Origin of the sequence: Endozoicomonas sp. SCSIO W0465 (genome assembly GCF_023716865.1) — a bacterium.
In the GTDB taxonomy this organism is placed as follows: Bacteria; Pseudomonadota; Gammaproteobacteria; order Pseudomonadales; family Endozoicomonadaceae; genus Endozoicomonas.
This window is the reverse complement of the sequence record NZ_CP092417.1, coordinates 3,147,014-3,168,398: the sequence shown is the minus strand read 5'-3', so window position 1 is coordinate 3,168,398 and position 21,385 is coordinate 3,147,014. Positions and strand designations below refer to the sequence as shown.

The following is a 21,385-nucleotide window of genomic DNA, read 5'->3' as shown; positions in this document are numbered from 1 at the left end:
ATTAACGGGAACGGTTATGACCACATTTTCCGGAAAATCCACCTACCCACCCGAGGGGCTGATCTCAAACCAGCCATTCTGGCCGGAGCTTAATCTGCAAGATTTTGTGGTGAATTACCGGGTTCCCAATGATATGAACGTGAAGACGGTCCGGGAACATTTGATCCAGGCCATGACGGATATTAATCTGCGCTTGTCTGAATTCCGGTCTGAATACACTGAAATGGATGTTGTCGATCTGGCAAATGTGCCAGCGGAAGCAATAGACGGAGAATCCATCCTGGTCATTCTCTACCGCCGGGCTGTTTTCTGCCGGGCCAAGGCCAGTATCTGCCGGGATTTCCCCACCATTGACCGGAGAGAACCGGCAGACAATCAGGCCAAAAGTGCCCCGGAAACCGAGGCGGTTTATTTACGGTTTGCCGATGAGGCTATCCGCCAGATGCTCAATCTATCCGATATTACGGTGGAACTGATATGAGCGCCAAGCTGCAGGGACTGACGGATTATCTGATTGACCTGGATTTTATTCCCCGGGAGAACATTGATGCCTGGGTGGATCTTTGCACCGTGATTCCCGCCAGCTTCAACCATGGACAATATTTTGAACTCTGCCGACTGCATCACCGGTGCTCCCTGGTTATTGAACGGTACACCGGGGACTCCCGGCTGATTACCGCCTGGATCGCCGCCTGGCTGAAAGACCATGACGGGGAACGGGATGATGACCGGCTACCGGACCCGGATATTGATATTGAAGCCCTGGACGCCTCCGGCACCCAGTGGGATGTGGATGTTTCCATTGAGTTTATTGATCCGGTTCTGATTGAAGCGGATGAACTCAATGGCAATATTCAATGGCATGGCCGGAAATGGCGACTGATTGACCAGCCGGTGATTGATATCGCCGAACAGCTGGACCGGCTCGATCCGGCAGATGATGGAGAGCAGATGCCAGTCAATGGCCGGATCAGAAAAGCAGGAGCGTTACCATGAGCCTGACGATTCGCTATGACTCCCGCCATGCTGCCCGGATTAATCAGGATATTGGCCTGCTGGCCCTGCCAGCTGCCAGCCGGAAACGGATATTTAACCATGCCGGACGGGCTTATCTGAAAGCCAGCCGGGAGAATATCCGCCAACAGCGCACTATTTACGGGAATCCTTTTGAAAAGCGCAAATATGGCAAAGGAAAACTTCTGAAAAACATGGGGAGAAGCTTGAAATTTTTCTCGACGCCCAACTATGTGAAAGTCACCTGGCCCAATAAATCCGTGGCCAAACTGGGCTATAAGCACCAGTTTGGCATAGACGAAGTGATGACCGCTGCCCGGATGGTGAAGATCCATGGACAGCCGGACTATGAAGCCAACGCCACCAAAAAGCAGGCTAAGGCATTGCTGGAAGCAGGGTTCACCATCAGCACCGGTAAAACGTTCAAGTCAGGCCCCAACAAGGGCAAAACCCGCCGCAAGCGCCCCAGCCAGCGGTGGATTATGGAGAACATGAAGCTGGGTCAGGCCGGATTGATTATCCGCACACTGAGAAACAATACCAATCCGCCCAAAAGCTGGAAAATCCCGGTTCCGGAACGGCCATTTCTGGGCATGGCCGGAGGTGATGCCACCCAGATTTTAACCCGTGAAATTGAGCAGGAACGGCAACGCCGGGCCCGTTAATCTTTGTAAGGGAGACCGTTCATGTCATTAGGTTCCGTTACCGTCAACAACCTGGATCTGGCCCAGGGGACACCCAGTGAGGTGGAATGTCTCGACCTGTTTACCGGAGTGGTTCCCACGGCTTCGGAAACTAACCAGGTGCACGCCATCAATATGAGTACTGACCTGGAGGCAGTGCTGGGCTCTGGCGTTTCCAACCTGAAAACCCAGGTGGAAGCCGCCCGCTCCAACGGGGGCCAGAACTGGTTCGCCTATCTCCTGCCCCTGACTGCCGAAGCCAAGTTGCTGGAGATGGTGGACCAGGCCGTGGGCAGTGTCAGCGTGGAATCCGTGGTGAATTGTGATCCGGTGGCCAGTAAATCCGACCTGGAAAATATGCAGGCCACCGCCATGGAGCTGATCGGCAAGTATCAGCGCCGGGTGTTTTTCCAGAGTGCTTTCCGTGGCCCATCGGCGGAAGAGAGCTGGAGCGATTATAGCGCCCTGGCCAAAGCGGTGACTGAGAATGTCAGTGCGGATCGGGTAATGACCGTTCCTTTGCTCTATCCGGATTTTCTCGGAGCCATGGCGGGCCGACTGGCCAATAAATCCGTCAGTGTGGCAGACAGCCCCATGCGGGTGGCCACCGGAACTCTGCTGGGTAACTATGCACAGCGCCCCACCGATACCAACGGGCTGGAGCTGGATAAATCGGTGCTGCTGGATATGCACAACAATGGTCGTTTTTCTGTTCCTACCTGGTATGAGGACTATGACGGTACCTATACCTCTGACGGTTTTACCCTCGCCCCTGAAACCAGTGATTACCGGGTAATTGAAAATCTGAGGGTGGCAGACAAAGCCGCGAGACGTATCTATCTGCTGGCGGTGGCCCGGATCGGCAACCGGCTGCTCAACAGCACTCCGCAATCCATCGCTTTCAACAGCACCTATTTTATGAAACCCCTGCGGGAGATGGCCCATGGGGTGGAGATCAACGGAATCCCGTTCCCCGGTGAGATTGATCCACCGAAAGCCGGGGATATTGTCATCAGCTGGCCGACTAAATACGCCGTGGAGATCTATTTCACCCTGCGCCCGCTGAACTGCCCCAAGGAGATCACCGCCAACATCACGCTGGATCTCAACAACTACGCCGAGGCCGCCTGACCATGAGAATTTCCGGAAAGAGTTTCACTATCCATCTTGGGGATCTGCTGGTTTTCGTCAACACCATGACCGCTGATATTGAGGACAACCGGGCAGCGGTCAAGGACCGGGGCATTCCCAACGGTTATGTGGACGGAGAGGTGGCCTGCAGCGGAGAGATGGAAGTAGACGCCGCCAACCTGAAACTGATTATGGATGCCGCCAACCGGGCAGGCTCATTCCGTGATCTGGAACCGTTCGACATTAACACCTATGCCGACACCGGCAACGAATCCATGAAAGTGGAGCTGTTTGGGTGTTTGCTGAAAATCTCTTCACTACTGGATATTGATTCCGCTGGCGGTGAGAAACACGCCACCACCCTCCCCTTTGAGGTGACCAGCCCGGATTTTGTCCGGATCAATGACACGCCCTATCTCTCCAGAGTGGACACCGATGATTTGAGGGTGGCCTGATGACCACCATGGGCAAACTGTGCCATGACCTGGTTATCCGGGCTATGGACTGGTATGAACTGCCCATCAATAACGGCAGTGCTATTCAACTGCTTTGCATGATTGCCGCCCATGAAAGCGGTGATTTTCACTATATCAAACAGGTAAAGGGCCCCGCTTTAAGCATTTTCCAGATGGAGCCCAACACCTATAACGATGTGGTGGAGTACATCAAACGAAGTCAGGAGCGGTTCCCTTTGCTGATCCACGATATGCCGAAACCAGCGGAATATATGGCCTTTGACCCAATCTACGCCGCTGCCATTGGCCGGGTGTTTTTACTGAGAGTTCCCAAACCACTACCGCAAACGGATGATATTGACGGTCTGGCCAAATACGCCAAAGACCACTGGAACACCTATCTGGGAGCCGCCAAATGGGAGGACTACCGGAACGCCTGGCAAAGACATTTTCCCTGATTCTTTTGTTGCTGCTGATCGGCTGCACACTGACCGGCTGCATCCACAGCGGAGGAAGTATTATGGCGGCTGAAAACCTGCGGGCCGCCCTGGATGAGTGCCATGAACTGAAACTCTGGGTTTTGGTTTACCAGAGGCCGGACCGTTCGGTGATGGATATTCGCTGTATTCCGAACCCGGACCAGGTAAATGAGATCATCACCCTGCGGCCCAAAATGCCCATGAGGCTAATCCGCCCATTTTTTGAAAGCCAACCGATTCCCAAGGGGTACTATGAACAACAGTAAAACCATCACCGTGATGATGGGAGACAAAGAGCTGAGCTTTCAGGTCTCCCTGGATGACTGGAACCGCTGCGTCAACGCCCTGCAGCCGGATACATGCATAACTTTCTGATCAATGTCTCCGCTAATGATGAAACCAAAGAGCTGGTAAAACAGGCCTATGACGATGCACTGACAACAGATCTGTTCGGGGTGGTCAGCAATGAGTTCAAACCGAACGTGGAAATCACGGTAAAAAAATACAAAGGCGGGCCCATGAAATTGACCAAGACGGGCTGACCCAGCTGGCCACCCTGGCCGGGCACTGGCTGCCTAACTTCCCGCCGGATGAGGAGACCATGGCCCGGGCCCTCTGGCTGGAAAAAGAGTACTGGCAGCGAATGCGGGTTTGTGTGGCCAATGGGGTGGCAAGGGCATTCAGTGGGAAAAAACGGTAACCGTTCAAAACTCAGGCAACGGAGATTTCATGAAATGAAAGTTTACGGGGCTAACTGCTGTTCTATTCACGTAGCACACGATTGAAACACCATGAATGACTCCCTCAGACCGCTAATGTTTACCGTGGGACTGATCGACCGGATCAGCGGCCCTGCTGCCCGGGCTACCCGCAGTTTTGACGGTCTGATTGATTCAGCTAAAGCCGGTTTTGAGGATATGAGATCCGGGGCCATGGGGTTGGCCGCCACCGGGTTTATGATTTATGAAAGCCTGACCCCGGCTATTGAGATGAACCGGGCCCTGGCAGAAACCCGCAGTATCGGAGTTCAGGAAACCGCCCTGAAACAGCTGAACGACACTGCCCTGGAATTGTCCGCCACTTATGGCGTGGTGGCTGCTGAGGTAGTGGGTTCCGGTTCCCAAATCAGCAAGGCCCTCAAAGGTCTGACCGGTGATGAGCTTGCCACCTTTACCAGTGCCTCCGCTGTATTGGCCGCTACCACCAAGGCCGGGATGGATGAAACCAGCCTGTATATTACCCAGATGTATGAACGGTTTAAGGACACAGCAGACGCCATGGGCAAAGCTCAATGGGTGGAGCAAATGATGGGACAAACCAGCTATCTGAAAAAGGAGCTGGGCACCAATACCGCCGATATAGCCGACGCCATGCAGGGATTGAACAATCTGGGCTTTGGTTTGGGAGTGGCTATGGAAGAGCAACTGGCGGTAATCGCCACCCTGAGCAAATCCACCGGGATCAGCGATGCCGAGCAGCAATACACCGCCTTTCTGGAATATGCCGTGGCTGCCCAGGATAAGCTGGGAATGTCGTTTACCGACAGCAACGGGAAATTGCTCCCGATGCTGGATATTCTGGGAAAACTTCAAACCGAGTTTGGCGACCTCAGTGGAGCCGAAAACTGGGCCATGCTGGATGAGGCTTTCGGGGATGGTTCCAAACTGATCCAGCAACTGAGCAAAGACACCGCAGGGCTGGGCAAAACCATCAACGATCTGGGCAAGGTCAACGGCATGACTAAAGCCGCCGAAGCAGCGGAAGCCATGACCGATCCCTGGCAGCAACTGGCCAGCGGGGTAAATGCGGTACGGATTGCCATGGGTCAGGCTTTGCTCCCGGTTATTGAACCGGTGATCCAGTGGTTTGCCGATATGTCCAGGGAAATTCTGCTACTGATCAAACTGTTCCCCAATATCGCCAAAGTCATTGGTATTACTGCCCTGACTATTCTCGGGCTGGCCTCGGGAATGGCCTTGCTGACCATTGCCGTCGGTATCGGCAAAGCCGCCTGGGCAGGCTGGCTGATGGTGATGAATCTGGCTAAAATTGCCACTGCCGCCTATACCGCCGTTCAATGGCTGCTTAATGCCGCTTTTACCGCTTCTCCCATCGGTCTGATTGTGCTGGGTTTCACCGCCCTGGTGGCTGGGCTTTATGCCGCCTGGCAGGGCATCAAACTGCTCTGGAACCTGTTCAAAGAGAGCAGCGCCGGACAGTTCCTGATGGCCACCGTGGCCGGAATCGTCAACTGGTTTAAATCCCTGGGAGGGATGGTGGACTGGGTGATAGACAAACTCAATATGATCCCCGGGGTCAACATTGGCACCGATAGCGCCAATCTGACCACTGAACTCCCTTACCGCAAGGAGGGGATGGCCAGCGATGTTCCCCCCGGTGGTGTCACCAGCCAGATCAGTAAATCCATTGCGGATAATTCCAGCAGTCACACCACCATCAATATTGAGACCACCGAGCCCGTTTCACCTCAGTATGTTCAGGATCAACTGTGGCAGGCCGCACCATGATCGGATCTATACGACAGTATAAAGATATTTTGATTACCCATCGGGACATCACCCTGGACCCGGCAGGCATTCCCGATTACGTCATCCAGCGCCCTTCCATCACCCAGGATATTGTCCATATGATTCTGGAAAGCGGGCTGCTGATCGAACTGGTGGGGGAACGCTCCCGGGGAAAATGGACCGGCAATATGACCCGTATTGAGATGCTGGTAGAAGATGACCAACGCATTATCCCCGGCACCGTGGTGATTGACTGGGACGATCCGGAACAGATCCTGCTGTTTGCCCAGAGCGTGGTGGGTGAGGTCGTGGTCACTTTGTCCGTTCCGGGCAATCCGGAGGTTCTGGCATGATTGACAACCATCAGGATGACTTTGAGAAAATCGTCAAAGACGCCGGAATCCCTACTACTCCGGAAGCGATGAAAACCGTCTGGGATCATTGCAACACCGACCAGGGGAGCCTGATCAGCAATGATTCCAACTGGAGTCCATTCTGGCGGTTGATCTCGGCCATCGTCACCACCCCATCCCAGTGGGTGGTCAATTTCCTGATTAATCAATTACTACCCAACAGTTTTGTCAAAACCGCCAACGGGTGCTTTCTGGATATTCTCGCCTGGGGCTTATATCTAGAGCGGAAGCAGGGTAAAGCCGCCACCGGAACCCTTACTTTCAGCCGGGTGAACGTCACCAAGGCGATGACCATTCCGGCAGGCACCCGGGTTCGCTCCCCCGCCATTAATGGCACTGTTTACGAGTTGAAAACCCTGGCAGATGCCACCTTTGCCGATAATCAGACCGAGCTGAAAACCAGCGCCCGGGCTGTGGCCATTGGCTCCGCCTTTAACCTGGCTCCCGGCTATTACAGCTTCCTCCCGGAACCGGTGGAGGGCGTGGTCTCCGTCACCAATGGAACCGAATGGCTGCAACTGCCGGGAACCGATGATGAAGACGATGACTCCCTGCGGCTCCGCTGCCGGAACCAGTTCACCGCCGTGGGCCAGTTCCACCATGACGCTGCCTATAAAGCCATCATTACCGATTACGCCGGGCTCCGGGCTGATTACATCTGGTTTCAACACGGAGCGCCCCGAGGGCCCGGTACTGCTAACGCTTATTTGATGCTGGCCTCCGGGCCTGCGCCGGAGGATCTGGTCAATGACATCAACCGCCATATCAATGATCAGGGTTATCACGGCCATGGTGATGATCTCCAGTGTTTTCCCATGCCTACCTTCAGTGTGGATCTCGGGGCTGTGCTGATTCCCGTGGATGGTTTGACACAGGCGCAGCAGCTGGAGCAGAACACTGGCTGTGAACAGATGATCCGTTGCGCCTTCCGGGAGAACCAGGATTACACCATGACCCGGACCTGGCCGTTTAACCGCTTCAGCATCAGCCGATTAGGGCAGGAGCTCCATGATTTTTTTCCGAATCTGGATTCTGTCGAGTTTGACCGGGACGATATTGAGAGCCTGATGGAGCTGCCAATACTGGGTTCTCTTACCGTAACCGCTCCGGCATTCAGTGAGGCCAAGGCATGAACCTGAAACTCCCCTGGTGGATGTCCGGCCCAGAACTGACCAAGCTGAAAACCGCTGCCCAACAGTTTTTTCAGGATCTGCTCAAGGTGGCCCATTGGCCTCTGGATCAGCTGGACGTTAGACAGGCCGATGAAGGCATAGTCCGCCTGATCGCCTGGCAACGGGGCATTGATCGCTTCACCGATGAAGGGCTGGATATGTTCCGGCTGCGGGTGTTTCATGCCTACGCCAACGCCAGAGACGCCGGATCAGTGATCGGTTTTGAGCGCATATTCCAGCGCCTGGAGCTGGGCTATCTGGAGCAAAAGGAACGCCTGCCGGATAAGGACTGGGATGTGATTGTGCTCAATGTCAGCAACTCCGCCACCGCTCAAAACCCGGAGTTTATGAACTGGCTGATCCAGACCTATGGCCGCACCTGCCGCCGTTATGAGTGGAATGTGTTTACGGTGCTGACGGTATCGGTAAAACCGGCCACCCTTGACTGGGACCAGCAGACCCATATTGCCTCATCGGAGGCAACACCGGGGGGAATAGCTTATGGCTGAGATCATCACCCTCAAGGGTGAAAACCGCATCGCAGAATGTCAGGGCACCGGACAGGTTCTGACCATTGACCGGTTTATTCTCTCCTACGATCCGGCCATTGATCCCGCTGCGCCTATTGACCGGAACACCCCGCTACCGGCAGCGGATAAGATTGTCTATGAAGATTCCGTAACCCAGACCGGCTATGTCAACCCCAATCAGGTGGTTTACAGCCTGTTTATGGACAGCACCGTGGGGCCGTTTGAGTTTAACCGGATGGACCTGGTGGAATCCGCCACGGACACCAATGTGGCCATCACCACCCTGCCCACCCAGAACAAAATTGCCGATGATCCGGGGGCTGGCATCCGTGGCCAGAGCATGACCCGCAATTTCATGACCATCTATGACGGGGCCGCCACCATCACCAATATCACCATGGAGGCCGCCACCTGGCAGATTGATTTTATGGCCCGGCTCCATGCCTCCGATGAGTTGGAGCGGTTAAGCAGCCGGGACACCTGGGGCCGAAGCTGTTTCTGGCGGGATGGCTTTTTGGTGCAGAAAGTAGACAACGGGTTTCAGCTGGTTGCTGGGTTGGGTTATGTGGAAGGTATTCGCATTCAGGCCAGTGTGAATCAGACCATTTCGCCGGATATGTTACCTACGGATGTTTGGCTGGATGTTTGCCGCCGGGGCAATCTGAACGGAGTGAAACCGGAATTTACTGCCGTTTTTTACATCAGTGACCAGCATAATTACACCGACAAGCATCAGGTGGACCATTATCTGGAGCGGATCGCCAGCATCAACAGCGCCGGAACCGTGACAGATCGCCGCACCGTTCACCCCATTGATGACGCCTTGCTCAATTACCTGGTTCCGGAAGCGCCGGAAGATGGCAAGCAGTATGTAAGGATGGATGGCCAATGGGTTGAAGTACTGACGGATAATGAATGGCGTCCTGGTGATATCAAAATGTTTGCGGGCAGTGAAAGCCAGATTCAGGTTGGCTGGCAGTTATGTAATGGAGTTGGGCAGACCAGTAACGGGATAAATATTCCGGATTTGAGAAGCCGGTTTATTATTGGTTCAGGTGGGTCTTATTCAACAAGTAGCATAGGGGGTTCTACATCTAGCACTACAAGTACATCAGGTAGTCATAGTCATACAGTATCTATTGATGGTCATACCTTATCAGAATCTCACTCATGTTACGCACCTGCTAACCGCTGAAGCTCTTGGAACGAAGATCTCAATGCAGACAGGTACAGCTTCGCCCTCAGCTCAAAATGGTTCAACTTGAGCTTACTGGCCAAGACTTCAAGGCGAAATACTGAATAGATTGACATAAACAGATGATTACTTTGGGTTAACACTGTGTGACTGGGCGACTTTGCCATGGAGGCATTCGATTTCAGCGTTTTATGAAAGACTTCGACTTTCCACCGTTTCTTGTAGATTGTCTCTAAAGCCTCGGCGTCACACTCCAGATCGCTGCACAACAGATAGAGAATACCTTTATTGCCATCTTTGTTCGTAAAGACTTGCCTTAGGACTTACGCATTGACAACAGGCTCTAAAATTTGATAATGCCAAAAAACAGATGTCTTCAGGGATGAAAGTGAGAACTACCACTCGACCGACCACTGCACGATGCACTCTTGCAAAATACATTGGCTTTTTGATTAGTGAGCCAAAATCATCAACATGCACAAGACTGGCCGAGGTTACCGACTTTTCTCACGATAGCGCAAACCGCTTTCTTAAGCGTGAAAACTATCAGCCCAAAGATATGTACGATGAAGCAGTCAAAAGTTTAAACCCTATTGGCGGCACCCTGAGCGTTGATGACAGCGTGCTCGACAAACCTTATAGCTACTCCGTGGCACTGGTTGGCCACTTTTGGTCGGGTAAACATCACCGAGTGGTTAAGGGAGTTAACCTCATCACCCTTTATTACACCGACGTATCCGGGCGCCATATGCCGGTGAATTACAGGATATACGACAAATCGGAAGACAAGACAAAAAACGACTACTTCCGTGAAATGTTGATTGAAGTGCTGGTATGGGGGCTGAAGCCAGCGTTCGTTACCGGTGACTCCTGGTACAGCTGCACGACTAACCTGAAGACGATTAAAAACCATCAGACTGGGTTTATGTTTGCCGTTGAGAAAAACAGGACAGTATCACTGGAAAAAGGTAAATGGCAGCAGGTTCAACACCTCGACATCCCCGACAATGGTCTGGATGTATGGCTCAAAGACTTCGGTAAGATCCGGTTGTTCAGGACGATGCTAAAAGACCAGCGTCGCCACTACGTGGTTTACTTGCCAGAGGAAGTCCCTTTTGAACGCAATGACTTCAAGCAGATCCATGACCAGCACTGGCAGATCGAACAGTTTCACAGGGCGATCAAGCAGGTTTGCCATATTGAGCACTTTCAGGTTCGCAGCGAACGACCCGTCAGAAACCATATATTTGCTGCAATTTTAGCTTTTGTTTATCTCCAGAAAATGCAGATAGAGCAGGAGTTTACGAATATTTATCAGCACCAACGGGGGCTGTTTAAAGAGACAATAGGCGCTTTCATTGAGAGTTTTGCAAAGGGGAAGGATCACCTCCTACCAAAATTTATCGGTGTCATCAATGCGTAAGTCCTATTGCCTGTAGATAAGCACGGGAAAATCCACACCTGCTAACCAGGCCTTGATTGGCTTTTCTTCTGAAAAATCAACGGAATCTATGCGCTGCGAACGCCCTTGTTTTTTCTCTTCCTCGCTTAATGAAACCTTTCTATTGGACTTGCAGGCCATGACAAAATGCTTGTCGCAATCGTGTCGTATATACATCATATTTTCATTTGAACTGAACCAGCTATCAGTGAGGACATACTTGAATTGTAGTTGGTTGTTACAGCTAACCTTCAACATCTCACGCATATACTCATTCTTGGTTTTTCTTGGTTTTTTCAGCTTTACGCTTAACCTTTTTGGCCTTTAAATCAGTGTACTGTATTGGCTTTTCTATCAGTTGATAGGCAACAGGCAGAGAGATATCACCAACATGGTAAACGAGGTTGAGTAGGTTAATTCCTTTAACCGATCGACCAAATACGTGATCAAAGTGCCAGGCTATGAGGTCATTTTCGTCGCTATATTGTTTCTCCTGTATGGTGTCATCAACAATAAGTACACCGTCGTTCTTTTCTACTTGTCTTACGACAGGTTTTACATATTGCCAGAGCGTTTTGCTATCAAAATGGTTGCGAGATAGCAGGCGGGTTATTTGATCATGACTGTACGCCCCGTCCACAAGTGATGACAATTGAGTTGCTGTCGTTTTGCCAAAGGAAGACAGAAGATAATCACTATAGAGTTCAAACAGTTCTTTTTTCACGCGTTACAGCATGGCAGATTTTGTCAAGTGCGTAACATGAGTGAAAGTTATGAATGACTTGAACAATATGGTTTTTGATGATCAGGATTCCCGCTGTTTTTTACGGGTTCATCATTGCCAGGGACAGAACTTCGCTTTTGTGGTTTGTCTGGATCTGGGCTGTCCAGATTGCAGGCTTCAGGAACCCATTCCCAAACGATACTGGGGGAAATTCAGCTGGGATGATAAAGAGGAATCTATTAAGCAAATCATGCGCTCCGGGGCTAAATGGGATGATCTGCATGGGATGATCTGCAAGGGGCTGGTTTATGATGACGGACAAAGAAAAGTTTTACAGTGTCGTCAATCAGTTTGATTATTTGAAACCTTTATGGGATCAAGTAAACCATGAAATCCGGTTGGAAGCATTTGAAACCCGGCTAGGCACCATGAGCACTGGTGAGATGTATCTGGCCAAGTTTATGGCAAATATCTGGTTCTATGATGACCGCTACCCTTTCAGCCTGATTGATGCCATGGGTACTTTGTACGATCAATTCAAAATACCGATTGAGGACTGGGTAAAAAATCCTTATTGGCCGTGATTAGCAAAAACAAAAAACTCCCGAAATAAGGGATTTTTTTTGAATTTCAGGCAATAAACTATTGATATTACGCCTTAAGGGCGCATAATGACAACCATCCAAGGCGGCAACCTTGGACGCCGGCTCCGGTCAACAGGGGCGCTGGCCAGAAGGGCTAATCCTATATGAGAGACGATAGGTTAGCGAGGTTAGGCAGGATTGGCAAGGTGATCATTGCATTAGCACTAATCGCCGCCCTCAGTGACTCGGACTTGTCACTGAGTATCAAGGTGAAGGATATGGAAATTAACCTTGATATGACCGGCCAATAACCTCAAGGGCAAGGATGCCCTGCTCTGGTTAAGGAGGATATGATGAAATCGTTTTTATGGGTTGTTCTCGGCTTGTAACTGTTCAGCACCCCCACATAAATCTGGAATTTTCTGATTTTTATACCATCCTCTTAAGCACCATTTTTCCACAATATTCGCCAGCATGATTCCAGAACTACCCGCAACTATGTCGGCTGAGATTCTCTTGAAAGAGAATGCAGAGCTGCGGATGAGAGTTGCCTGTCTGGAAGAGCGATGTCGAGAATTGGAAGAAAAGGTTGGCAAGAACAGTCAAAACAGCAGCAAGCCGCCATCGTCTGATGGTTATCAAAAACCTTGTAAAAACAGTAATTCTCCAGATCATTCTGACGACCTTTCCGCAGATAAAGGTACCGATCCATCGGATGAAAAACCCAATCCTAAAAGTCTGAGACAGTCTTCTGGTAATAAAGCCGGTGGAAAGAAAGGGCATCAGGGCACTTGTCTTAAACAGGTCGATATCCCTGACTATATTGAGTACCTTCCGGTTAAAGAATGCAATAAATGTCAGGCGTCTCTTCTTGATAGTGAGCCGGTCAAATATATTGAACGACAGGTGTTTGAACCAGGGAGACCGGGTGAATTTGAAGTAACGGCCCATAGAGCTGAAGTAAAAATCTGCACTTGTGGTTGTCGGAATCAGGCTGAATTCCCGGAAGGTGTTACCGCTGCCGCACAATATGGCTCAGCCACACAGGCTATGGCCGTCTATCTTAACCAATACCATTTCCTGCCTTTTAAGCGCGTGTCAGAGTATTTTAATACTCTCTATAAAATGAGTGTAAGTGCAGGCACTGTCGCCAATTTTGTGGCCAGAACCTATGAAAATCTGGCTTCTACTGAAGAGGTTATTCGTGACGCCTTGCGGGAATCGTCTGTTGCCGGAGCCGATGAAACGGGTATGCGGGCCGAGGGCTCTTTGCACTGGCTACACGTTATGCGGGATGAACAATGGACGCTCTACTACTTGTCTGAAAAGCGAGGTCGTGAGGCCATGGACACGATGGGCATACTGCTAACATTTGCAGGCGTTCTGGTTCATGATCATTGGAAATCCTATTTTGCATATGCGGCAACTCACGTACTTTGCAATGCCCATCACCTGAGGGAGCTTTTGGGTGTTGTTGATAGGGACAGCAATCAACTGGCGTTGCGATTGATGAAGCTACTGAGGCTTTCCTGGCATTACTGCAAGGGCTTTAAGACCATAGGTATGCTACAGATGCCAAGTGTTGTCTGTGAACGAATCGAGAAGATTTATGACCGGTTGCTTCAGCGGGCTCTAATGAAAGAAGTCGTCTATATGGAGAAGCAACGAGAGGAGCTTAAGCGCAAGAAAGTCAAGAATACTAAAGCTTACAATCTCTTCAAACGACTCACTGAGTTCAAGGCTGAGACACTGCGCTTCATGTCAGATTTTACCATTCCCTTCGATAACAATGGCAGTGAGCGGGATGTTCGAATGGCCAAGTTAAAGCAGAAAATCTCAGGCTGCTTCAGGAGTGCAGACGGTGGTTCTATGTTTGCACGGATTCGCAGCTATTTGTCGTCTGCCAGAAAACAGGGAATGGACATATATCAATCACTTCATAGAGCTGTTCGGAATTACTGTAATATGCCTTTGCTCAGTGCTGAATAGTTACCATTAAGCGGGACTTAAGGAATTGACGAGAGCCATACATGTGAGTAGTATTCGTCGACATCGACCAGCAGAACGCTTTGGGCTTTTCCGGAAGTGGATGGAAGATTTCGGGGTATAGCGCAGTCTGGTAGCGCGCCTGCTTTGGGAGCAGGATGTCGGGAGTTCGAATCTCTCTACCCCGACCAGACAGTAAGATAATTAGAGCGCCCGTAGCTCAGTTGGATAGAGCATCCGCCTTCTAAGCGGATGGTCGCAGGTTCGAATCCTGCCGGGTGCGCCAACATAAACCCCTGAAGCCCAGAGAAATCAACGGCTTCAGGGGTTTTTCTTTTTCAGTGTCACATGAGTGTCACAGGCCATTCTAAAGCCGGAAATGTCACAATAGTGTCACCGGATTTCCGTCTTGGCAGTCTTGGCCCCAGCCACATAAAAGAACAAAAAATGGTAACTATTCAGCACTGAGCAAAGGCATATTACAGTAATTCCGAACAGCTCTATGAAGTGATTGATATATGTCCATTCCCTGTTTTCTGGCAGACGACAAATAGCTGCGAATCCGTGCAAACATAGAACCACCGTCTGCACTCCTGAAGCAGCCTGAGATTTTCTGCTTTAACTTGGCCATTCGAACATCCCGCTCACTGCCATTGTTATCGAAGGGAATGGTAAAATCTGACATGAAGCGCAGTGTCTCAGCCTTGAACTCAGTGAGTCGTTTGAAGAGATTGTAAGCTTTAGTATTCTTGACTTTCTTGCGCTTAAGCTCCTCTCGTTGCTTCTCCATATAGACGACTTCTTTCATTAGAGCCCGCTGAAGCAACCGGTCATAAATCTTCTCGATTCGTTCACAGACAACACTTGGCATCTGTAGCATACCTATGGTCTTAAAGCCCTTGCAGTAATGCCAGGAAAGCCTCAGTAGCTTCATCAATCGCAACGCCAGTTGATTGCTGTCCCTATCAACAACACCCAAAAGCTCCCTCAGGTGATGGGCATTGCAAAGTACGTGAGTTGCCGCATATGCAAAATAGGATTTCCAATGATCATGAACCAGAACGCCTGCAAATGTTAGCAGTATGCCCATCGTGTCCATGGCCTCACGACCTCGCTTTTCAGACAAGTAGTAGAGCGTCCATTGTTCATCCCGCATAACGTGTAGCCAGTGCAAAGAGCCCTCGGCCCGCATACCCGTTTCATCGGCTCCGGCAACAGACGATTCCCGCAAGGCGTCACGAATAACCTCTTCAGTAGAAGCCAGATTTTCATAGGTTCTGGCCACAAAATTGGCGACAGTGCCTGCACTTACACTCATTTTATAGAGAGTATTAAAATACTCTGACACGCGCTTAAAAGGCAGGAAATGGTATTGGTTAAGATAGACGGCCATAGCCTGTGTGGCTGAGCCATATTGTGCGGCAGCGGTAACACCTTCCGGGAATTCAGCCTGATTCCGACAACCACAAGTGCAGATTTTTACTTCAGCTCTATGGGCCGTTACTTCAAATTCACCCGGTCTCCCTGGTTCAAACACCTGTCGTTCAATATATTTGACCGGCTCACTATCAAGAAGAGACGCCTGACATTTATTGCATTCTTTAACCGGAAGGTACTCAATATAGTCAGGGATATCGACCTGTTTAAGACAAGTGCCCTGATGCCCTTTCTTTCCACCGGCTTTATTACCAGAAGACTGTCTCAGACTTTTAGGATTGGGTTTTTCATCCGATGGATCGGTACCTTTATCTGCGGAAAGGTCGTCAGAATGATCTGGAGAATTACTGTTTTTACAAGGTTTTTGATAACCATCAGACGATGGCGGCTTGCTGCTGTTTTGACTGTTCTTGCCAACCTTTTCTTCCAATTCTCGACATCGCTCTTCCAGACAGGCAACTCTCATCCGCAGCTCTGCATTCTCTTTCAAGAGAATCTCAGCCGACATAGTTGCGGGTAGTTCTGGAATCATGCTGGCGAATATTGTGGAAAAATGGTGCTTAAGAGGATGGTATAAAAATCAGAAAATTCCAGATTTATGTGGGGGTGCTGAACAGTTACAAAAAATGTTCAAAAAGCCCTAAAGTGTGAGTGTGGTGAGGAGTGATTTTTTTTGGATAGATCTTGGCTGGCAAACATTATTTTCATGCATACGTTGGTTCAAAATTAGAAAATAAATTTTGTAGGATTTTCGATTCATCAGATGAAAAAAATGCGGGTCTCAAGACCCGCAATTCTGGACAAGGAGTTTTTGTTTAACTAATGCCTCGCAATTTTTTCAGTGTTGTTAGCTGATCTTCCGAGAGCATTAAATGGGCTTGAATGCTGGCCTCAATATATTCCGGTATTTCACGTTTGCCGTTGCGGTATTCAGACACTCTTGATTGGGACACACATAAAAAAGCGCCCGCATCTTTTTGTCTGGAAACACCAAGACGGATTAGGGCATCTGCAAAAGCTTTTGGTGTCATTGTGCAATCCAATATCCAAAAACAAGACTGACAAGTGACACGGTAAGAGCGATATAAAACAAGGTTTTTGGCTTCATACTTTGCTCAGTATTTTGATTGATCATTTAGAATCTCCAAATTGCAAAATAACTATATCCAAAATGGATATTATTATCAATGGGGGGTTGAAAGCCCGATCAGTGATCGGGCTGCTTTCATAACACTTTTATCAACTCCTTAATCAAGGTTGGTGTCGCACTTTGTCCGGCGGCAATAATTGAGATCCATATTGCCCATCTCCGTAGCTCCTAGCCTAAGAAAGCAAAGCTGTTATATCCATATTAGATATTTTGATCAAGTGTTTTGCTCCCTTTTTTGATCAAAAAATCCACAAAAAAAGCTCCCAGATCGGGAGCTTTGAGTCATTGGAGCCATCAAACCCCAAACTTTTTTCCTGCCTCGGTTCCAGCCACGGTTATCAGTAATTCAGCAGTAAGAGCGACTATTGGCCGGATGGGAGCCTCTCCATTTTCCCATTTCTGATACTGGCGTAACCCGGTACGCATAACATCCGCCATTTTGTTCTGGGTCAGCCCGAGTGTTGCCCGGGCTGCTTTCAGTTCATCAACGGTCACTGCTCTGTCTCCCTTGTATCGATAACAAACCAGGGAGCGTCAGCCCATCTTGGAAACTCATAAACCAGGTAACTGTCACCAGGTTTTATTTGAACACTGATCCGGTTAGCGGCCAGCATGGCTATGGCGATAAAGCCGAGGTAACTATTCAGCACTGAGCAAAGGCATATTACAGTAATTCCGAACAGCTCTATGAAGTGATTGATATATGTCCATTCCCTGTTTTCTGGCAGACGACAAATAGCTGCGAATCCGTGCAAACATAGAACCACCGTCTGCACTCCTGAAGCAGCCTGAGATTTTCTGCTTTAACTTGGCCATTCGAACATCCCGCTCACTGCCATTGTTATCGAAGGGAATGGTAAAATCTGACATGAAGCGCAGTGTCTCAGCCTTGAACTCAGTGAGTCGTTTGAAGAGATTGTAAGCTTTAGTATTCTTGACTTTCTTGCGCTTAAGCTCCTCTCGTTGCTTCTCCATATAGACGACTTCTTTCATTAGAGCCCGCTGAAGCAACCGGTCATAAATCTTCTCGATTCGTTCACAGACAACACTTGGCATCTGTAGCATACCTATGGTCTTAAAGCCCTTGCAGTAATGCCAGGAAAGCCTCAGTAGCTTCATCAATCGCAACGCCAGTTGATTGCTGTCCCTATCAACAACACCCAAAAGCTCCCTCAGGTGATGGGCATTGCAAAGTACGTGAGTTGCCGCATATGCAAAATAGGATTTCCAATGATCATGAACCAGAACGCCTGCAAATGTTAGCAGTATGCCCATCGTGTCCATGGCCTCACGACCTCGCTTTTCAGACAAGTAGTAGAGCGTCCATTGTTCATCCCGCATAACGTGTAGCCAGTGCAAAGAGCCCTCGGCCCGCATACCCGTTTCATCGGCTCCGGCAACAGACGATTCCCGCAAGGCGTCACGAATAACCTCTTCAGTAGAAGCCAGATTTTCATAGGTTCTGGCCACAAAATTGGCGACAGTGCCTGCACTTACACTCATTTTATAGAGAGTATTAAAATACTCTGACACGCGCTTAAAAGGCAGGAAATGGTATTGGTTAAGATAGACGGCCATAGCCTGTGTGGCTGAGCCATATTGTGCGGCAGCGGTAACACCTTCCGGGAATTCAGCCTGATTCCGACAACCACAAGTGCAGATTTTTACTTCAGCTCTATGGGCCGTTACTTCAAATTCACCCGGTCTCCCTGGTTCAAACACCTGTCGTTCAATATATTTGACCGGCTCACTATCAAGAAGAGACGCCTGACATTTATTGCATTCTTTAACCGGAAGGTACTCAATATAGTCAGGGATATCGACCTGTTTAAGACAAGTGCCCTGATGCCCTTTCTTTCCACCGGCTTTATTACCAGAAGACTGTCTCAGACTTTTAGGATTGGGTTTTTCATCCGATGGATCGGTACCTTTATCTGCGGAAAGGTCGTCAGAATGATCTGGAGAATTACTGTTTTTACAAGGTTTTTGATAACCATCAGACGATGGCGGCTTGCTGCTGTTTTGACTGTTCTTGCCAACCTTTTCTTCCAATTCTCGACATCGCTCTTCCAGACAGGCAACTCTCATCCGCAGCTCTGCATTCTCTTTCAAGAGAATCTCAGCCGACATAGTTGCGGGTAGTTCTGGAATCATGCTGGCGAATATTGTGGAAAAATGGTGCTTAAGAGGATGGTATAAAAATCAGAAAATTCCAGATTTATGTGGGGGTGCTGAACAGTTACGCTTAATGATTTGAAAATGAAAGGCTGTGTCGGCTGGAAGGAGCGCCCTCTGTGCTGTTCAGGTAAAATATCTGTGCAAACAACGAAGCACCTGCGAGGTGCAACACAGGGACGCAGTACGATGATAATTCCCAAGCCTGAAAAAATCGAGATCGAATTCACTGACGCTAAACTAACCGGTATGGCTGGGGCTCTTTTTATCGCCCGCCTTGCCCGTCGTTTCAAATTACCTGAGCAGTTATCAACCCATATCCAGCTCAAAAAACGTAACCGAGGTTGTGATGATAAAGACAGCCTGCTGGGACTGATTTACAACTTTTGTGCGGGTAACGGACACCTTTCTGATATGGATATTCTGCAAAAAGACAGGCCAACCGTCAGTCTGCTTGGCCTCGAAGATGTCAGAGGCTCAAGGCGAATGGGAGAGTACTTTCCCGGTTCAAGGCCGATTCTGTGAAGGCGTTGTACGGCGTTATTCGTGATCTCTGCCGACAGGTAGCCCCCGATGTTATTGAACACGTCGTTAAGGAGAAAAGTTACCTTCCGATCTTTCTTGATGGAACGGAGATTGAGGTGGATGGCCATCTGTTTCAGGAAGCTAAAGTCGGCTACAGCGGCAGTCGGCAGTACTGGCTCCACAGTATTTTTATCGGGCACCTGTGGGCCAGTGCCCGCCTCAACCCGGGGCTTCTGACGTTTGTTATGGCTGGCAAGAGCAGCTTGAGAATGATGTCGTGCCTTTGGTGAGTGACGACATCCCCGTTTGGGCCAGAATGGACAATGCCTACTACAGAAAACAGATTGTGGAATGGTTTGAAGCCCGTCCGTGGGACTTCTCTATCAGCGTCACCAATGACAACTACTGCCGTCCAGTACTCGATTGTATTGAGGGTTTACCCAAAAGTGCCTGGACGCCTATCCGCAGTGACAACACAGAAGAGGCGATCCTGTCTTATCACCAGCCTGCCGGGTGGAACCGTCAGCAGACGTATGTCGTGACCCGCCGCTGGCATGACGGAAAACAGTGGCTGGCAGTGCCCCGCTACTCAGTGATACTGGTCAGCCGCTCTGATCTGCCGTTGGCAGAACTGGTGCGTCGCCACCGGGAGAAGCAGGGGCAGGAGAATGCCCAGAAAGGTCCACTGATTGATCTGGATTTGCACCATCCACCCTGTCGCTCATTTCACGCCAATCAGGCTTTTTACGCCTGTGGTCAAATGGCACAGATTTTACTGAGAGCTTTGCAGTACAAGGCTTTGCCAGAGAAAGAGAGAAGACATGGTATTCGCCCGCTGATCAGGAAAGTGATCCGGTCAGTGGGCCGGTTAACCTATAGCGGTAAAAAGTGGACATTGTGGTTCGTCAAAACGGCTGCAGATCTTGGATGGCTGTTGGAGATCAGCAACAGGCTGGACATGAAGCCTCCGCCGATTTGCAGCTGATCAGTCCAAGATTGCCGACTTGACGAATAACACAGAGTGCTGTGGAGCCCTGCTTTACCTAAAGGGTGATAATTGAACGCAAAACACACAGGTTGCACCATGAATACGAGCTGATTTGGATAGCATTTTATCGACCCTGTATGAAAACTGTACAAATTTGCTTCTGGTACAGAGTATCCGATCAGCTATCCATTCTTAAGCGGGAATTAAGGTTATTATGTTTGACCTTGCCTCCACAATAAACGACATTTATCTCTCATTAACCAAGCGGTGGAGAGTCATAAGCCAATGCCGAGCCTGGAGTCACCATGGCTAAACTGCTCAGCGCAAACAGGCTGAATAGTCTAAACATGAATAGTTCCCAAAGAATGTAATGCTTGGTTTCATCCTTATGGAATGCCGTTCAGAAACCGGTTACATTGTTTGCGTTCTCAAAAATTAGCCTTGCAGTCACTACAACACCGTGTGAATTCGATTACGAAACCAGGTAAATATCAGAAGTCTGCCATGAAAATGCCTTTTCAACCTGGAGACCAGGTGACCACCCATTTTTATCCGGTTCAGAAAAACCGCCTCAGAACAGTCATCCGCTGCTATCGCTCCATCGATTGCCCATCAGGCTGGCTGGTTGATACAAAGGACGACAGTGGTAAAATACTCAAAGCCCTGGACGCCAAGTGGTATCAACCAACGGGAATGGAAGAGTCACCAAAAAAAGAAATTATTCTGTAACTGTTCAGCACCCCCACATAAATCTGGAATTTTCTGATTTTTATAC

Annotated in this window: 30 protein-coding genes, 2 tRNA genes and 1 pseudogene; 25 read left to right on the top strand and 8 right to left on the bottom strand. The window is 49.6% G+C overall.

The features are described 5' to 3' along the window. Nucleotides 1-16: 16 nt before the first annotated feature. From MJO57_RS13905 to MJO57_RS13845, 15 genes are all read left to right on the top strand, one after another. Nucleotides 17-481 carry a head completion/stabilization protein gene (locus MJO57_RS13905; RefSeq protein WP_252026135.1) on the top strand — a complete coding sequence of 155 codons (465 nt, stop codon included), beginning with the start codon at nt 17-19 and terminating at the stop codon, nt 479-481. Further along, nucleotides 478-996, top strand: a complete 519-nt coding sequence (locus tag MJO57_RS13900; RefSeq protein ID WP_252026133.1) for a phage tail protein — start codon at nt 478-480, stop codon at nt 994-996. Before MJO57_RS13905 ends, MJO57_RS13900 begins: the two co-directional genes overlap by 4 nt. Beyond that, nucleotides 993-1,679, top strand: a complete 687-nt coding sequence (locus MJO57_RS13895; RefSeq protein ID WP_252026131.1) for a virion morphogenesis protein — start codon at nt 993-995, stop codon at nt 1,677-1,679. Before MJO57_RS13900 ends, MJO57_RS13895 begins: the two co-directional genes overlap by 4 nt. 21 nt (nt 1,680-1,700) lie before the next feature. Further along, nucleotides 1,701-2,828 carry a DUF2586 domain-containing protein gene (locus MJO57_RS13890; RefSeq protein ID WP_252026129.1) on the top strand — a complete coding sequence of 376 codons (1,128 nt, stop codon included), beginning with the start codon at nt 1,701-1,703 and terminating at the stop codon, nt 2,826-2,828. A 2-nt stretch (nt 2,829-2,830) separates the two neighbouring features. Then, nucleotides 2,831-3,283: a phage protein gene (locus MJO57_RS13885; protein WP_252026127.1), complete on the top strand. Its 453-nt coding sequence runs from the start codon at nt 2,831-2,833 to the stop codon at nt 3,281-3,283. After that, complete coding sequence (locus tag MJO57_RS13880; RefSeq protein ID WP_252026125.1) at nt 3,283-3,741, top strand: hypothetical protein; 459 nt, start codon at nt 3,283-3,285, stop codon at nt 3,739-3,741. The genes MJO57_RS13885 and MJO57_RS13880 overlap by 1 nt, the downstream gene beginning before the upstream one ends. Continuing rightward, complete coding sequence (locus tag MJO57_RS13875; RefSeq protein WP_252026123.1) at nt 3,699-4,028, top strand: hypothetical protein; 330 nt, start codon at nt 3,699-3,701, stop codon at nt 4,026-4,028. Before MJO57_RS13880 ends, MJO57_RS13875 begins: the two co-directional genes overlap by 43 nt. Further along, entirely contained in the window at nt 4,015-4,137 is a 123-nt protein-coding gene (locus tag MJO57_RS32770) for a hypothetical protein (RefSeq protein ID WP_256493295.1), read from the top strand. Before MJO57_RS13875 ends, MJO57_RS32770 begins: the two co-directional genes overlap by 14 nt. Then, nucleotides 4,122-4,304, top strand: a complete 183-nt coding sequence (locus MJO57_RS13870) for a putative phage tail assembly chaperone (RefSeq protein WP_252026121.1) — start codon at nt 4,122-4,124, stop codon at nt 4,302-4,304. The genes MJO57_RS32770 and MJO57_RS13870 overlap by 16 nt, the downstream gene beginning before the upstream one ends. Next, nucleotides 4,265-4,462, top strand: a complete 198-nt coding sequence (locus tag MJO57_RS33280; RefSeq protein WP_371924878.1) for a hypothetical protein — start codon at nt 4,265-4,267, stop codon at nt 4,460-4,462. The genes MJO57_RS13870 and MJO57_RS33280 overlap by 40 nt, the downstream gene beginning before the upstream one ends. A 91-nt stretch (nt 4,463-4,553) precedes the next feature. Beyond that, nucleotides 4,554-6,290 carry a phage tail tape measure protein gene (locus MJO57_RS13865; protein WP_252026119.1) on the top strand — a complete coding sequence of 579 codons (1,737 nt, stop codon included), beginning with the start codon at nt 4,554-4,556 and terminating at the stop codon, nt 6,288-6,290. Next, nucleotides 6,287-6,643, top strand: a complete 357-nt coding sequence (locus tag MJO57_RS13860; protein WP_252026117.1) for a DUF2590 family protein — start codon at nt 6,287-6,289, stop codon at nt 6,641-6,643. The genes MJO57_RS13865 and MJO57_RS13860 overlap by 4 nt, the downstream gene beginning before the upstream one ends. After that, the gene (locus MJO57_RS13855; RefSeq protein ID WP_252026115.1) at nt 6,640-7,836 is read left to right on the top strand and encodes a baseplate J/gp47 family protein; all 1,197 of its coding nucleotides are present in this window, start codon (nt 6,640-6,642) and stop codon (nt 7,834-7,836) included. Before MJO57_RS13860 ends, MJO57_RS13855 begins: the two co-directional genes overlap by 4 nt. Next, entirely contained in the window at nt 7,833-8,384 is a 552-nt protein-coding gene (locus MJO57_RS13850; RefSeq protein WP_252026113.1) for a phage tail protein, read from the top strand. Before MJO57_RS13855 ends, MJO57_RS13850 begins: the two co-directional genes overlap by 4 nt. Then, the gene (locus MJO57_RS13845) at nt 8,377-9,600 is read left to right on the top strand and encodes a phage tail protein (protein WP_252026111.1); all 1,224 of its coding nucleotides are present in this window, start codon (nt 8,377-8,379) and stop codon (nt 9,598-9,600) included. The genes MJO57_RS13850 and MJO57_RS13845 overlap by 8 nt, the downstream gene beginning before the upstream one ends. Here MJO57_RS13845 and MJO57_RS13840 read toward each other — a convergent pair. Further along, nucleotides 9,579-9,917: pseudogene (locus MJO57_RS13840) on the bottom strand (IS701 family transposase); the annotation flags it as partial. The gene MJO57_RS13845 and the pseudogene MJO57_RS13840 overlap by 22 nt on opposite strands. 71 nt (nt 9,918-9,988) lie before the next feature. Between MJO57_RS13840 and MJO57_RS13835 the strand changes: the two are divergent. Then, nucleotides 9,989-11,023, top strand: a complete 1,035-nt coding sequence (locus MJO57_RS13835; protein WP_252026884.1) for a transposase — start codon at nt 9,989-9,991, stop codon at nt 11,021-11,023. A gap of 3 nt (nt 11,024-11,026) precedes the next feature. Here MJO57_RS13835 and MJO57_RS13830 read toward each other — a convergent pair whose 3' ends face one another. Together MJO57_RS13830 and MJO57_RS13825 are read right to left on the bottom strand one after the other, a co-directional pair. Then, nucleotides 11,027-11,308, bottom strand: a complete 282-nt coding sequence (locus tag MJO57_RS13830; protein ID WP_252026109.1) for a hypothetical protein — start codon at nt 11,306-11,308, stop codon at nt 11,027-11,029. A 4-nt stretch (nt 11,309-11,312) separates the two neighbouring features. Then, a complete protein-coding gene (locus tag MJO57_RS13825; RefSeq protein WP_252026107.1) occupies nt 11,313-11,765 on the bottom strand; it encodes a transposase in 453 nt (150 codons plus the stop codon). Between the two features lie 49 nt (nt 11,766-11,814). Between MJO57_RS13825 and MJO57_RS13820 the strand changes: the two genes are divergently transcribed. The 5 genes from MJO57_RS13820 to MJO57_RS13800 all read left to right on the top strand — a co-directional run bounded on the left by MJO57_RS13820 (nt 11,815) and on the right by MJO57_RS13800 (nt 14,621). After that, a complete protein-coding gene (locus tag MJO57_RS13820) occupies nt 11,815-12,120 on the top strand; it encodes a hypothetical protein (protein ID WP_252026105.1) in 306 nt (101 codons plus the stop codon). A gap of 43 nt (nt 12,121-12,163) precedes the next feature. Then, entirely contained in the window at nt 12,164-12,349 is a 186-nt protein-coding gene (locus tag MJO57_RS13815) for a hypothetical protein (protein WP_252026104.1), read from the top strand. Nucleotides 12,350-12,823: 474 nt separating this feature from the next. Continuing rightward, a complete protein-coding gene (locus MJO57_RS13810) occupies nt 12,824-14,338 on the top strand; it encodes an IS66 family transposase (RefSeq protein ID WP_252017330.1) in 1,515 nt (504 codons plus the stop codon). A gap of 111 nt (nt 14,339-14,449) precedes the next feature. Beyond that, nucleotides 14,450-14,526, top strand: a tRNA-Pro gene (locus MJO57_RS13805). 18 nt (nt 14,527-14,544) lie between these two features. Next, nucleotides 14,545-14,621: transfer RNA gene (locus tag MJO57_RS13800), tRNA-Arg, on the top strand. 168 nt (nt 14,622-14,789) lie between these two features. On the opposite strand, the gene MJO57_RS13795 is transcribed toward MJO57_RS13800, so the two are convergent. From MJO57_RS13795 to MJO57_RS13775, 5 genes are all read right to left on the bottom strand, one after another. Beyond that, the gene (locus MJO57_RS13795) at nt 14,790-16,304 is read right to left on the bottom strand and encodes an IS66 family transposase (RefSeq protein ID WP_252017330.1); all 1,515 of its coding nucleotides are present in this window, start codon (nt 16,302-16,304) and stop codon (nt 14,790-14,792) included. Nucleotides 16,305-16,587: 283 nt separating this feature from the next. Beyond that, nucleotides 16,588-16,803: a hypothetical protein gene (locus tag MJO57_RS13790; RefSeq protein ID WP_252026102.1), complete on the bottom strand. Its 216-nt coding sequence runs from the start codon at nt 16,801-16,803 to the stop codon at nt 16,588-16,590. A 413-nt stretch (nt 16,804-17,216) separates the two neighbouring features. Then, nucleotides 17,217-17,417 (bottom strand): DNA-binding transcriptional regulator, encoded by a 201-nt coding sequence (locus MJO57_RS13785; protein WP_252026100.1) that lies wholly within the window; start codon nt 17,415-17,417, stop codon nt 17,217-17,219. Further along, on the bottom strand, nt 17,414-17,572 hold the full coding sequence (locus MJO57_RS13780) for a hypothetical protein (protein WP_252026098.1): 159 nt from the start codon (nt 17,570-17,572) through the stop codon (nt 17,414-17,416). The genes MJO57_RS13785 and MJO57_RS13780 overlap by 4 nt, the downstream gene beginning before the upstream one ends. Continuing rightward, complete coding sequence (locus tag MJO57_RS13775; RefSeq protein ID WP_252017330.1) at nt 17,562-19,076, bottom strand: IS66 family transposase; 1,515 nt, start codon at nt 19,074-19,076, stop codon at nt 17,562-17,564. Before MJO57_RS13775 ends, MJO57_RS13780 begins: the two co-directional genes overlap by 11 nt. Before the next feature lie 210 nt (nt 19,077-19,286). On the opposite strand from MJO57_RS13775, the gene MJO57_RS13770 reads away from it, so the two are divergent. The 4 genes from MJO57_RS13770 (at nt 19,287) to MJO57_RS13755 (ending at nt 21,339) form a co-directional block, all read left to right on the top strand. Continuing rightward, entirely contained in the window at nt 19,287-19,622 is a 336-nt protein-coding gene (locus MJO57_RS13770) for a hypothetical protein (protein ID WP_252026096.1), read from the top strand. Beyond that, nucleotides 19,619-19,912 carry a hypothetical protein gene (locus MJO57_RS13765; RefSeq protein WP_252026094.1) on the top strand — a complete coding sequence of 98 codons (294 nt, stop codon included), beginning with the start codon at nt 19,619-19,621 and terminating at the stop codon, nt 19,910-19,912. The genes MJO57_RS13770 and MJO57_RS13765 overlap by 4 nt, the downstream gene beginning before the upstream one ends. Next, complete coding sequence (locus MJO57_RS13760) at nt 19,900-20,607, top strand: transposase (protein WP_252026092.1); 708 nt, start codon at nt 19,900-19,902, stop codon at nt 20,605-20,607. Before MJO57_RS13765 ends, MJO57_RS13760 begins: the two co-directional genes overlap by 13 nt. A 513-nt stretch (nt 20,608-21,120) precedes the next feature. Then, entirely contained in the window at nt 21,121-21,339 is a 219-nt protein-coding gene (locus MJO57_RS13755) for a hypothetical protein (protein ID WP_252026080.1), read from the top strand. Nucleotides 21,340-21,385: the final 46 nt, after the last annotated feature.